We start from the raw sequence: 11,540 nt of genomic DNA on the forward strand, positions 1-11,540 counted from the left end.
ATTCCGCCACCTCCGCGAGCGCCGTCACCGCGTTTCCGGAGTGAACTCACCGGTTTCCGCACGACGCCCCCGACGCGCCAAGTCCCGCCTTTCCCCGCCTTCCAGCCGAACCGGCGCACCGGCGCGGCCGAACGCGGCCAGCACACCGTCCGAAGATCGCGTGATCAACGTTGCGTGCCCTTTCTCCCGCGCCGTTCCACCGGGTTTCCGCAGCTCTTCGCGTACCTACCCTGAGCAACGCAAGAGGAGGAATGACTCCGAGTAGTGGTATGAACGCGCAATCGGGGGACCACTCAAAGTGTGTATGTGAGCCCTGTGTATGCTTCGCCATCGCTTGACTGGGTGGATTGTTCACCCGAATTGGTGGCCGTCGTGGTCGGGGAGATGTGGTCTCACGCGGTCCGTCGTTCGTGGTTTCGGGACTGGATGGGAGAAAGCATGCTCGGCAGGTCAATTCTGGTCCGGGGAGGGGCCGCGGCGGCGTCCGCGGCGGCGGCGCTCATGATCGCCGCGCCGGTCGCCCTCGCGGACGACAACGCCCCCTCGGCGCGCAGCGGCGCGGCCTCGGGTGAGCTGGTGCACGGCGGGTCGTCGGGCTTCGACGTCAACATCGCCGGCAAGGGCACGGTTCAGACGACGCTGTTCAGCTTCAAGCTGTCCGACGGCGCCCTCTCGAAGATGTACTGCGTGCAGATCGAGGTCGGCGCCCGGTACGAGGAGCCGATGCTCGAGCACGCCTGGAACGACTACCCCGACGCGAAGTCGCCGTTCCGCAAGAACAACAAGAACATCAACTGGGTGCTGCACCACAGCTACCCGTCCGAGGACGTGGCGTCGCTCGAGAAGACGCTGACCGAAAAGGGCGCCAAGCTCCACGACGGTCTGTCCACGAAGGAAGCCCTGACCGCGACCCAGGCCGCGGTGTGGCACTACAGCGACGCGAAGGACCTCGACACCCAGAACCCGCTCGCCAACGGTTCCGAGGACGAGGCGGCCGACGTCGTCGCGCTGTACAACTACCTCACCGGCGACGCCAACACCGGCGTCGAGGAGACGAAGCCGGCGCTGAGCATCACCCCGGCCAAGGCGACCGGCGAAGCGGGCACGAAGATCGGCCCGTTCACCATCGCGACGACCGGCAGCGTCACCGACTTCACGAGCAAGCTCCCCGAGGGCGTCAAGCTCGTGGGCGAGAACGGCGAAGAGATCAAGTCGTCGGCGATCAAGAACGGCACGAAGCTGTTCCTGGACGTTCCCAAGGACGCCAAGCCTGGTACGGCGGAGCTCGCGGTCAAGGCCGCGGGTGACGTGAACACTGGCCGGTTGTTCGTGGCCAAGAACTACGCGGACAAGCCGGCGCAGTCGTTGATCGTGGCGCAGTCGCAGAAGAGCACCGTGCAGGCTGCTGCTACCGGTAGCTGGACTGAGGCGGGGGCGGTTACCACTGCTCCGGCGACGACCGCGCCTGCTGCGGGTGGCAACAACTCGGGTCAGACTCCGCTGGCTAACACTGGTGTGAATGCCGCGTTGCCGATTGGGGTTGGTGCGGCGTTGGTTGTTGCTGGTGGTGCGATGTTGCTGGTGGTTCGGCGGCGTCGGAGCAATGCTTGAGTTTGTAGTTGGTTTTTAAGGGCGGGTCGGTTCCTGGTGGGACCGGCCCGCTTTTGTTGTTTCTGGGGGAGGGACGGCTCGTGCTTCGCACATCGCGGGGCGGGTGTGGTGGGGGCACCCCGAAGCTTGATTGTGATGACGGTCTGAGGGGGCTTGTCAAGGCGGGAAAGATGCCTTGACAAGCCCCCTCAGACCGCATTGTGGCTTCGTATCGGGGTGCGGGGGTGGTGTGGGTGCGCTGGTGGCGTTTGGGTGCGCGGGTGCGGGTTGGGTGGGTGGTGAAGGGGGGTGTTGGGAAGGTCAGTTCACGCAGGTGACGCCGTCTGCGGTGATTTCTGGGGGGCTTCCGGCTGGGGGTTCCATGACTGCGGGGGCGGAGGCTGGGTGTACGCCGGAATCGTCTGAGTACTTTTGTCCCAGGTAGACTCGGAAATGGTCTTTTTCCAGGGAATTGTCTGAAGCTACTGCTACTCCGCCCAGCTTTTCCGCAATTGCCTCGGCTTGGGTTCGTTGTCCTCGTCCGTAGTACACGGTGGAAGTTCGCCGGGTGGTGCTGTTGCTTATCGAGCCTCGTTGATATCCGGCAGCAGCTAGCTTGTCTGCCACTCGGTTGGCCAGACCGTCCACTCCGGACGAGTTGCGTACGTCGACCACGTAGGAAGCCAGTGCTGGGTCCCCGCTCGTCGAAGAAGATGGCGGGGCGGTGGAGGAAGACGGTGTCCCGGTGGTTCCGGTCTGCTCGCGGACAAACTGCTGGATCTGTTTGGGGTCCACCTGTACGGCGTCACCGTCATTGGGGGTCTTCAACGTAATGCTGACAACCGGCACGGTGACGAAGTTGATGCTTCCCGCGCTCATGCCGTGCAACTGCTGGGCGAACGCCAGCAGATCCCAGTTGGTGTCAACGACAACAGCCTTCTTGACCGCGCCGATCAGTGCGTCCAGCTTGCCTGGATCGGTGAGCGTCCCGGCGGAGAGGATGGTCTTGGCCATGCTGGCCATGAAGACCTGCTGGCGCTTGATGCGGTCCAGGTCGCCGTTGGGCAGGCCGTGCCGCTGCCGGACGAACTGCAACGCTTGCGCCCCGGCGACGTTCTGCGGTCCGGCCTGGAAATTGGCTCCCGAGTAGCTGTCCCGCACTGGGGCCTTGAGGCACACCGGGACTCCGCCGACGGCCTGGCTCACGTAGTAGAACCCGGCCAGGTTCACTGCCGCGTAGTGGGTGATCTTCAGGCCGGTCAGTTGTTGCACGGTCTCGATCGCCGTCTTCGCTCCGGCTTGGGCTGAGTCCGTTTCCAGTTTCGTTCCGGACTCGCCTTGGGCCTTCAGTTCGTTCTTCCGCGCGGTTTGCCCGTAGGTGTAAGCCGAGTTGATCTTGTGTTTTCCGAACTTTCCGGCGAGCTGGACATAAGAGTCGCGCGGGATCGAGATGGCCGTGGCGTTTCCGCCTCCGGCCGGGATGTGCACGACGATCATCGTGTCGGTCGTGTCGCCGCCGTCTTCCGCGCCGCCCGCGTGCAGCTGGTCGAGCACGTCCTCGGGGAGCGGATTGCCCTCCGCGTCGGTCCGGGTGTCCAGGCCGACCATCAGGATGTTCTGCTCGTCCATCGGCGAGTTCGAGCCGGAGCCGATCACATCGGACCTGGTCAGGCCGTCGGTGATCTGGTTCAGCTTCGACCAGGCGAAGGCGGTGCCGCCGAGGACCAGCAGCGAAACTACGGCCAGGAGCACCTGGGCGACGCGGAGCGCACTGGAAGTCTTGCGACGACGCATCGGGGTTCCTCTTCCTGCCACGTCCGGTGGTCGAAAGACCCACGGTAGCGGGCGGCTCACCTGGACGGGCTACCGCTTACCCCAATTTGCGGGAAGGGCGCCCGGATGTCGGACGGAGGGTGTATCTCCGTAGGCGGCCTGGCGCCGAGTGTGCTGGTTAGCGTTCGGTGCAATCCCGGTGGGACGCCAATTGCACGCAGGCGGCGTGCTGAGCGGTCTCGATGCCGGAGTGCAGATCGGTCGCCGCGTCGAGGGTGCAGGCCGCTGACCAGGCGCAGACCCCGAGTGCGACCGCCACGGCCACCGTCGCCAGTGGCTTTCGTCGCGAGCCCGGCAACGGGGTAGAAAGCAGCGCTCGCACGCGTTGCGGGACCGGTCCGCCGGTCACGGCGAGTGCTAGCGACGGCTGGGATCGACTGGCCAGCGCCGCCTTGGCGACCGCGGTGGCCACTAGTTTCCGGTCGCCGAGATGCGCCGCGGCGGCTTCGTCTGCCCAGCGTTCCAGTGCGAACCGGGCTGCCGAGCCGAGTGGGCGCAACATCGGGTTGACCGTGGTCGAGATCGTCACGGTCGCGGCGAAGAGGTGGTGTCGCAGTCGCAGATGAGCGCGTTCGTGCGCGAGCAGTGCGCGCCGTTCCCGTGGCTCCAGCGCGGAGAGCATCCCGCTGGACACTGCGATCCGGCCGCCGCCTCCGGCCAACGCGAACGCGATCGGTTCCTCGCCGGGCAGCATGACTACGCCAGCCTCCCGGGTGTGCGTGTCCAGCTCGGCGTGCACTTTCCGGTGCCAGCGCACGTACTGGATCGCCGCTCGAGTCAACGCCGCCCCGGCAGCGATGAGCGCGATCCCGCTGACGATCGCCAGCGGCAGGTGCACCGAGTCGGCTCCGCGGAACGCGACGGCGGAGAAATCGCCCAGTTCGCCGACAAGCGGCAGCTGCGCCAGACCTGCGGCTGCGAGCACCGCGAGGGTCGCCGTGCTGCCGATCGCGAGCACTAGCGCGGAACCGGCGAGCAGCCAGCTGCCCAGCCGCGGCGACAGCCGGGGTGCGACCCAGCGCGCTACCGGCCAGGAGGCCAGTGGCAGCAGCAGCGGGGCGAGCAGGTCGGCGTTCACGGTCAGCCGCCGTTCTGGCGCAGCAGGTCGCGCAGCACGGCTTCGTCCGATTCGGACAGATTCGACACGAATTTCGCCAGCACGCTGGAACGGTCGGCTTCGGCGTCGAGCACCTTGCTCATCCGGCGGGCAGCGAGCCCGGGTTCGTCGTCGGCGGCGCGGTAGGTGAACGAGCGGCCCTGCTTCTCGCGGGTCGCCACGCCCTTCTCGAACAGCCGGGACAGAATCGTGACGACGGTGGTGTAGGCCAGCCCGCCCCCGATCCGCTCCTGCACGCCGGCGGCCGACATCGGCTCGTCGGCCTCCCACAGCACCGCGAGCACCTCGGCTTCCAGCTCGCCGGGAGCCCGCCGGGCGCCCGCGCCCCGTCCGTTGCGCATGACCCCGATTCTACTGGTTTGTCGAAGCAGCTCGGCTCGCTACTACGTTCATGTAGAATTTCGACAGTTGTGTAGTAGTGGGAGGTGGGCATGCTCGACCCGAAGTGGCTGCTGGCCGCGTTCGGCCCGCTCGGCGTCTTCGCGGTGATGTTCGCCGAAACCGGGCTTCTCGTGGGCTTCTTCCTGCCCGGCGATTCGCTGTTGTTCACCGCGGGGGTGCTGGCGGCCTCGTCGAAGCTGCACCTGCCCCTCGCGGCCGTCGTCGTCGCCGCGGCGGCCGGGGCGCTGCTCGGCGCGCAGGCCGGATACTTCCTCGGCCGGCGCGGCGGTGGTGCGCTGCTCGTCCGGGTGCGCAGCAAGCACCTGCACGAGGGCGTCGCGCGCGGATCGGCGCTGCTCACCCGGTACGGGCTCGGCAAAGCGGTCGTGCTCGCGCGGTTCATCCCGGTGGTCCGGACCGTGCTGAACCCGCTCGTCGGCATCGCCGGGATGCCCGCGGCGAAGTTCGCGTTGTGGCAGGTGCTCGGCGGTCTGTTGTGGACAGTCGGGGTGACGCTCGCCGGGTACGCGCTCGGTGCGTCAGTGCCCAACATCGACACCTACCTGTTGCCGATCATCGCCGTGGTGGTGCTGCTCTCGCTGAGCCCGCTGCTGGTCGAAATCGTCCGCGCACGCCGGAGCGCGGTCCGATGATCGACGCCGGGCTGTACCGCGACGTCACGGATTTCGCGTGGTCCCAGCACTGGCTGGCCGGAATCGTGACGACGTTCAGCGAATACGGAGTTTTCCTGGTCGCACCGGTGATCCTCGCGCTGCTCTGGCGGGCCCGCACCCGTGGACCGGAGGCACTCGCGGCCGCGGCGTGGGTGCCGATCGCGATCGCGGTGGCGTTTGCCGTGGACACGGTGTTGAAGTCGGTATTCGCCGAGGTCCGGCCGTGTCGCGTGGTTTCCGGCGTGCACACCCTGCTGCCGTGCGATCCGCCGACCGACTACGCGTTTCCCAGCAACCACACCGTCATCGTCGCGGCGTTCGCGGTGGCGGTGCTGCTGATCAACCGTAAATGGGGGAGCTGGGCGCTCGTTTTCGCGGTGCTGATGGGGATTTCGCGGGTGTACGTCGGGGCGCACTATCCGCACGACGTGCTCGCGGGGTTCGTAGTCGGAGCCGGGATCGGGGCGCTCGGGCTCGTGGTTCGCGAACCGCTCGCCAAGGTGGCGGTTCGGCTGATTCCAGTCGTATCCGGGAGGAAAGCATGACCGACCGACCTGTCCGCTGCTCCGACGCCGAACGCGAGCAAACGACGAAAGTCCTGAACAGCGCGGCGGGCGAAGGGCGGCTGAGCCTGGCCGAAGTGGAAGAACGGGTCACGACCGTCTACGCCGCGCAGTACCGGCACGAACTGGACGCAGTGGTCGCGGATCTGCCGTCACCCTCGACGCAGCCCCGGTGGCAGCCGTTACTTCTGCTGGCCGGATACCAGCTGGTCACGGAGTTCGGTGCCGCGTCGCCGAGGCGGAAGCTGATGGCCGGTGCGCTGCTGATGATCGCGGTGGCGATGATGGTTTTTCTTGCCGCGCACGGCTTCGCCGACGATGGACACCATTTCGGGCATCACTAGAATGCTGGCGTGCAGAGGGAAACGGGCGTCGCCTTGGTCACCGGAAGCTCTCGCGGGATCGGAAGGGCGATCGCGGAGCGTCTAGGGGCGGACGGCTTCTCCGTCGCGGTCAACTACCGCTCCGACCGGGACTCGGCCGAGGCTGTCGTCGCCAAGATCCGCGCGGACGGCGGGCAGGCGGTCGCGCTGCGCGCGGACGTCACCGACGACGCTGAGCTGCGTGGCCTTTTCGACCGTACGGAGCAGGAATTCGGCGGTCTCGACGTGGTCGTCGCCAACGTGGGGATCGCCCGGTTCGCGCCGCTCGCCGAGGCCTCCGACGAGATCTTCGACCTGATCTTCACCACCAACCTCCGGCCGACCTTCGTGTCCTTGCGCGAGGCGGCCCGCCGGGTGCGCGACGGCGGCCGGATCGTCGTGGTGTCGAGCGGGGTGGTCCAGACAGCCCGGCCGGGCACCGGGATCTACGGTGCCGCGAAGGCCGCCGGGGACCAGCTCGTGCGCGTGCTGGCGAAGGAGCTCGGCCCGCGCGGCGTGACGGTGAACAGCGTGCTTCCGGGCGCGGTCCGCACTGACGCGCTCCTCGCCGACGGACCGCCGGGCGTGGTCGAGTACAGCGCGAGCCAGACCCCGCTCGGCCGGATCGCCGAACCCGGCGACATCGCGGACATCGTGGGTTTCCTGGCGTCGGACCAGGCCCGCTGGGTCACCGGCCAGACCGTGCACGCGGGCGGCGGCCAGTTCTGAGTCTTGTAGAGCCGGACAAGACCGCTTGTGCGAGGCCACCCGGTTACCCCTCCAGAGTGGTGAGGCCGGGTGTGCTCGCCCGGCCGTGGTTAGGATGCGCTCGGACGGTCATCGGGCGAAAAGGGGTGCGCGAGCGTGCGAGCGGGGGACCTGGAACCGCCTGAGCCGCAGGCCGTTTCCACGCCGTTGACCAGAGCGGCGATCTTCCTGCTGGTCCAAGTGGACGCTGGCGGCGAGCAGACCGCGAAAGACCTCCTCACCGACCTGGCCGGGCTGCAGCGCGCGGTCGGCTTCCGCGACACCGGCGCCGGGCTCACCTGCATCGCTGGGATCTCGTCGGCGGCGTGGGACCGGATCTACGGCGGCCCCCGGCCCGCGGAACTGCACGAGCTGCCGGTGTTCGCCGGGGACAAGCACACGAGCGTCGTCACCCCCGGGGCCGACCTGCTGTTCCACCTCCGCGCCGACCGGCTCGACCTGTGTTTCGAGCTGGAAACCCTGATCATGGACCGGCTCCGCGGTTCGGTGACGGTGCTCGACGAGGTCCAGGGCTTCCGGTACTTCGACGCGCGCGACGTGCTCGGTTTCGTCGACGGCACGGAGAATCCGACCGGCAACGGCGTCAACCAGGCGGTGCTGGTGGACGACGACGAGCCGTTCAATCGCGGCAGTTACGTGGTGGTGCAGAAGTACCTGCACGACATGCGGGCGTGGAACGCGCTCACCACCGAACAGCAGGAGCTGGTGATCGGACGGCGCAAACTGTCCGATGTGGAGCTTTCGGACGAGGAAAAGCCCGCCGACTCGCACATCGCGCTCAACGTGATCACCGACGACGAGGGCAACGAACTCGACATCCTGCGCGACAACATGCCCTTCGGCCGTCCGGGGCACGACGAGTTCGGCACTTATTTCATCGGCTACACCAAATCTCCCGCGGTGATCGAGAAAATGCTCGAGAACATGTTCGTCGGGTCGCCGCCGGGCACCTACGACCGGATTCTCGATTTCTCCACGCCCCACACCGGCGCGCTGTTCTACGCGCCGACAGCGGACTTCCTGGAAGATCCGCCGGACGCCCCGCCCGAGCCGGAACCCCCGGCTGCCGCGACGCCCGCCGGGACGTCGCTGGGCATCGGAAGCCTGCGAAGGAGCACTCGGTCATGAACAACCTGCACCGCGAACTCGCCCCGATCTCCGCCGCCGCGTGGGCGGACCTGGAGGAAGAGGCGAAGCGCACGTTCGCCGAGTTCGCCGCGGCGCGCCGGGTGGTCGACGTCGTCGTCACCGGAGACCCGACGCTCGCCGCGGTCGGCACCGGACGCCGCGAGCGGGTCGGCGGCAAGTTCGACGGCGTCGCGACGAGCCTGCGCACGGCACAGCGGATCGTGGAGCTGCGGGTGCCGTTCACGGTGTCGCGCGAGGAAATCGATTCGGTCGAGTGGGGCGCGAAAGACGCCGACTGGCAGCCGGTGAAGGACGCCGCCCAGCAGATCGCATACGCCGAAGACCGGATCGTGCTCGACGGTTTCGCCGAGGCCGGCATCACCGGCATCCGTCCGGCTTCGTCGCTGTCGCCGATCGCACTGCCGCCGGAGGCCCCTGGCTACCCGAAGGCAATCGGCGACGCCATCGCCGAACTGCGCGACGCCGGGGTCGCTGGCCCGTACACCGTCCTGCTCAGCGACGACGAGTTCACCGCCGCGTACGAAGCGGCGAACCACGGTTATCCGGTGCTGGAACACCTCAAGCAGATCGTGGACGGCGAACTCATCCGCACGCCCGCGATCAGCGGCGCCTGCGTGCTGTCCACTCGCGGCGGCGACTATGAACTCCACTTCGGACAGGATCTGTCCATTGGGTACTCCAGCCACGACGCGTCCACTGTGGAGCTGTACTTCTACGAGACGCTGACGTTCCTGGTCAACACCGCCGAAGCGGGGATCGGGCTGACCGCCTGACGTTACCTGATCATGCGGTCTTGTTACGCAGCGCGGACATTCGCCGAACCTTCCGGGGATACCCGCTCGCGATAGTTGCGGCGTGCTGCAGAACAAGAGCAAAGCCGCGCTGCTGGTGCTTCCCGCGCTGACCCTCGCCGCGTGCTCCGGCCTGCCAACCGTCGACGGCGACCCAGACCACGACCCGGCTCAGGGCGGTGCCCCGGAAGGCGTCACGCTCACGCCGTTCGACACGAACTACCCCGCGGTCGGAAATCTCGACCCGGCGTTGCGAAAAGCCTTGCAGGAAGCGGCAACCGACGCCCGTCAGCGCAAAGTGGACATTCGCATCGCCTCAGGCTGGCGGACGAAGGAGTACCAGCAGAAGCTGCTAGACGGCGGCATCGAAAAGTACGGCAGCCTGGAAGAAGCACGAAAATTTGTAAACACGCCGGAAAAATCAACGCACGTCTCCGGCAAAGCAGTCGACGTCGCGCCCACCCGAGCCGCCGACTGGCTGATCCAGCACGGCGCGAAATATGGACTGTGCCAGGTATACGCGAACGAGATGTGGCACTTCGAACTGCTGACCACCCCAGGCGGGACGTGCCCACCTGCCCGCACGGACGCCGCTGGTTAGCGCCCGCGCGGGCAGGCTCGAGGTCACGGTGCCCAGTAGTTACCCGACATCACCAGGTAGACGAGCAACTTGATGGTCTCGCCGTAGTACGTGTCGTCGTACGGGTTCCCGGCCATGTACTTCCACAGTGAATCGGTCCACGCCTGGTCGCCCGCGACCATCGCCGCGACCCCCACCGGATTCGCCGCGACCTCGGACTGATCGCTGGTCTTGGTCGGCGTTCCGTCCAGCTTGGTGTGCGGATAGATCTTGGCCGGGTTGCCGCCGGAGTGGCTCTTGTAGCTGGCCGATTCCTTCTTGGCGACCTCAGTCGCGACCTTGCCGCCGTACAGCAGAGCATCGGTGCCCATATGCCAAGGCACGCGAACGGAGTTGTACCCGACGATGTTGTCCGGCTGGTTCTCCAGATGATCCGCGGGCGCCGGCTTCGGGCTGTTGGTGTTCGCCCCCACCACGAAGTCGGACAGCAGATTCGCGTTCGGCGAATACTTGGCGGTGAACTGGGTGATCACCTGCTCGGTCCGAGTGACGACCTTGTTCCAGTCGTGCGCGGTATCGTACTTCGCGAACGCACGCAGGTGATCGAGCATGAAGTCGGACGGCCGGGTGTCGTCGTTGCCAGCGTCGTCGGCGATCTTGAGATGCCCATCGGACGCGACGTCATACTGGTAGATCTTGGCCAGCCAATCCTTCGCCGCGGCGCTGTAGCCGCCCCACTGCTTGTCGGCGAGAATCAGCCCGTAACCCACGTCGAGGTCGCCGTCGGTGGCCGAGTCAGGCGTGCCGTCGTCGGCGTACTTGCAGGTCTTGCCGTCGATCTTCCACTGGAAGAGCCCCTTGCTGTCCCGGTGGTCCTGAACGAACTTCCACATCCCGTCGAAAATCGTCTTGGCCTGCTCGTCGTACCCGGCCATCAACGGGACGATGTTCATCCCGTAACCCTGCGCCTCGGAAACCGTGCCCTTGTTGGGCGCGTCGTCGGTCGCCCAGACGAGGTACCCGCCGCAAGCCTGGCGGAGGTAAGTCTTCTTCCAGGAGTCGTACTGCTTCTTGACCGCGGCGTCCTGCTCAGCCTGACTAACCGACGGCCGAACCCCAGTCTGGTAAGTAACGTGCGCCGGAAACGGATGCGCCACGGAAGCCGCGGCAGCAGGCCCAGCGCCAGCCACCGCAGCGGTAAACGAAACGGAAACGGCGGCGAACAACGCCACCTTCCGGGAAGCGGGCATGTGAGAGGTCTCCTTGTTAGTAAACTTTCCTAACTAGGCGGCGTAGGAAAAGCCTGATGCACCGGGTGTTTGGTGTCAAGATGTCCGGCTCGAAACCCCTCAGGTGAACCGGTTCCGTAGCCGTCCGTGAGGGCCACCTTCACGAACTCTGATTCCCTCAGGGTTCCCCTCACGACCAACCCCGCTACCCGCCCCGCCTCGCGCCGCCGCCGACCCCGCGCCCCCAGCGTCGCATTAAGCGCGCTCACGCACCGAACCCCACATTGGGGCTCACCCCCGCCGCGAACCCACCGCCACCAACCACCCAACCCCCGCGCACCCCCGCGAAACCGCCACCACCCCACCCCCAAGAAACCCAGGCACCCAGCCCCCGCCCTGCACCCCGATACGAAGCCTTCCCTGCGGTTCGGGGGGGGGGGTGGGGGGGGGGTGTCCGCCTCGCGCCCCCCCCCCCCGCCCTCCCACCCCCCCGGCTTCTCGTG

Annotated in this window: 12 protein-coding genes; 8 read left to right on the forward strand and 4 right to left on the reverse strand. The window is 67.0% G+C overall.

Features of this window, described 5'->3' with window-relative positions; all coding sequences use genetic code 11:
• Positions 1–438 precede the first annotated feature (438 nt).
• The gene (locus ACZ63D_RS09420; RefSeq protein ID WP_465353830.1) at positions 439–1,611 is read left to right on the forward strand and encodes a thioester domain-containing protein; all 1,173 of its coding nucleotides are present in this window, start codon (positions 439–441) and stop codon (positions 1,609–1,611) included.
• A 300-nt stretch (positions 1,612–1,911) separates the two neighbouring features.
• On the opposite strand, the gene ACZ63D_RS09425 is transcribed toward ACZ63D_RS09420, so the two are convergent.
• The 3 genes from ACZ63D_RS09425 to ACZ63D_RS09435 all read right to left on the reverse strand — a co-directional run bounded on the left by ACZ63D_RS09425 (position 1,912) and on the right by ACZ63D_RS09435 (position 4,881).
• The gene (locus tag ACZ63D_RS09425) at positions 1,912–3,384 is read right to left on the reverse strand and encodes an LCP family protein (RefSeq protein WP_465353831.1); all 1,473 of its coding nucleotides are present in this window, start codon (positions 3,382–3,384) and stop codon (positions 1,912–1,914) included.
• Between the two features lie 157 nt (positions 3,385–3,541).
• The gene (locus ACZ63D_RS09430; protein ID WP_465353832.1) at positions 3,542–4,501 is read right to left on the reverse strand and encodes a M56 family metallopeptidase; all 960 of its coding nucleotides are present in this window, start codon (positions 4,499–4,501) and stop codon (positions 3,542–3,544) included.
• Between the two features lie 2 nt (positions 4,502–4,503).
• The gene (locus ACZ63D_RS09435) at positions 4,504–4,881 is read right to left on the reverse strand and encodes a BlaI/MecI/CopY family transcriptional regulator (RefSeq protein WP_465353833.1); all 378 of its coding nucleotides are present in this window, start codon (positions 4,879–4,881) and stop codon (positions 4,504–4,506) included.
• Positions 4,882–4,971: 90 nt separating this feature from the next.
• Here ACZ63D_RS09435 and ACZ63D_RS09440 point away from each other — a divergent pair, with 90 nt between their 5' ends.
• The 7 genes from ACZ63D_RS09440 to ACZ63D_RS09470 all read left to right on the forward strand — a co-directional run bounded on the left by ACZ63D_RS09440 (position 4,972) and on the right by ACZ63D_RS09470 (position 9,829).
• Complete coding sequence (locus ACZ63D_RS09440; protein WP_465353834.1) at positions 4,972–5,574, forward strand: DedA family protein; 603 nt, start codon at positions 4,972–4,974, stop codon at positions 5,572–5,574.
• Positions 5,571–6,140, forward strand: a complete 570-nt coding sequence (locus ACZ63D_RS09445; protein ID WP_465353835.1) for a phosphatase PAP2 family protein — start codon at positions 5,571–5,573, stop codon at positions 6,138–6,140. The genes ACZ63D_RS09440 and ACZ63D_RS09445 overlap by 4 nt, the downstream gene beginning before the upstream one ends.
• A complete protein-coding gene (locus ACZ63D_RS09450; protein WP_465353836.1) occupies positions 6,137–6,502 on the forward strand; it encodes a DUF1707 SHOCT-like domain-containing protein in 366 nt (121 codons plus the stop codon). The genes ACZ63D_RS09445 and ACZ63D_RS09450 overlap by 4 nt, the downstream gene beginning before the upstream one ends.
• Before the next feature lie 9 nt (positions 6,503–6,511).
• Positions 6,512–7,249, forward strand: a complete 738-nt coding sequence (locus tag ACZ63D_RS09455) for an SDR family oxidoreductase (protein WP_465353837.1) — start codon at positions 6,512–6,514, stop codon at positions 7,247–7,249.
• Positions 7,250–7,384: 135 nt separating this feature from the next.
• The gene (locus tag ACZ63D_RS09460) at positions 7,385–8,416 is read left to right on the forward strand and encodes a Dyp-type peroxidase (protein ID WP_465353838.1); all 1,032 of its coding nucleotides are present in this window, start codon (positions 7,385–7,387) and stop codon (positions 8,414–8,416) included.
• Positions 8,413–9,210, forward strand: coding sequence for a family 1 encapsulin nanocompartment shell protein (locus ACZ63D_RS09465; protein WP_465353839.1), 798 nt, complete (start codon positions 8,413–8,415; stop codon positions 9,208–9,210). Before ACZ63D_RS09460 ends, ACZ63D_RS09465 begins: the two co-directional genes overlap by 4 nt.
• 82 nt (positions 9,211–9,292) lie before the next feature.
• A complete protein-coding gene (locus tag ACZ63D_RS09470; protein WP_465353840.1) occupies positions 9,293–9,829 on the forward strand; it encodes a M15 family metallopeptidase in 537 nt (178 codons plus the stop codon).
• Positions 9,830–9,852: 23 nt separating this feature from the next.
• Here the strand turns inward: ACZ63D_RS09470 and ACZ63D_RS09475 are convergent, their stop codons facing one another.
• A complete protein-coding gene (locus ACZ63D_RS09475) occupies positions 9,853–11,058 on the reverse strand; it encodes a glycosyl hydrolase family 8 (protein ID WP_465353841.1) in 1,206 nt (401 codons plus the stop codon).
• Positions 11,059–11,540: the final 482 nt, after the last annotated feature.

This window comes from Amycolatopsis sp. NPDC104775 (assembly GCF_055583325.1).

Excerpts from the sequence above, each read along its gene's own strand:
- ACZ63D_RS09420 (WP_465353830.1), top strand. The coding sequence starts at position 439 with ATGCTCGGCAGGTCAATTCTGGTCCGGGGAGGGGCCGCGGCGGCGTCC.
- ACZ63D_RS09435 (WP_465353833.1), bottom strand. The coding sequence starts at position 4,881 with ATGCGCAACGGACGGGGCGCGGGCGCCCGGCGGGCTCCCGGCGAGCTG.
- ACZ63D_RS09425 (WP_465353831.1), bottom strand. The coding sequence starts at position 3,384 with ATGCGTCGTCGCAAGACTTCCAGTGCGCTCCGCGTCGCCCAGGTGCTC.
- ACZ63D_RS09440 (WP_465353834.1), top strand. The coding sequence starts at position 4,972 with ATGCTCGACCCGAAGTGGCTGCTGGCCGCGTTCGGCCCGCTCGGCGTC.
- ACZ63D_RS09450 (WP_465353836.1), top strand. The coding sequence starts at position 6,137 with ATGACCGACCGACCTGTCCGCTGCTCCGACGCCGAACGCGAGCAAACG.
- ACZ63D_RS09475 (WP_465353841.1), bottom strand. The coding sequence starts at position 11,058 with ATGCCCGCTTCCCGGAAGGTGGCGTTGTTCGCCGCCGTTTCCGTTTCG.
- ACZ63D_RS09465 (WP_465353839.1), top strand. The coding sequence starts at position 8,413 with ATGAACAACCTGCACCGCGAACTCGCCCCGATCTCCGCCGCCGCGTGG.
- ACZ63D_RS09445 (WP_465353835.1), top strand. The coding sequence starts at position 5,571 with ATGATCGACGCCGGGCTGTACCGCGACGTCACGGATTTCGCGTGGTCC.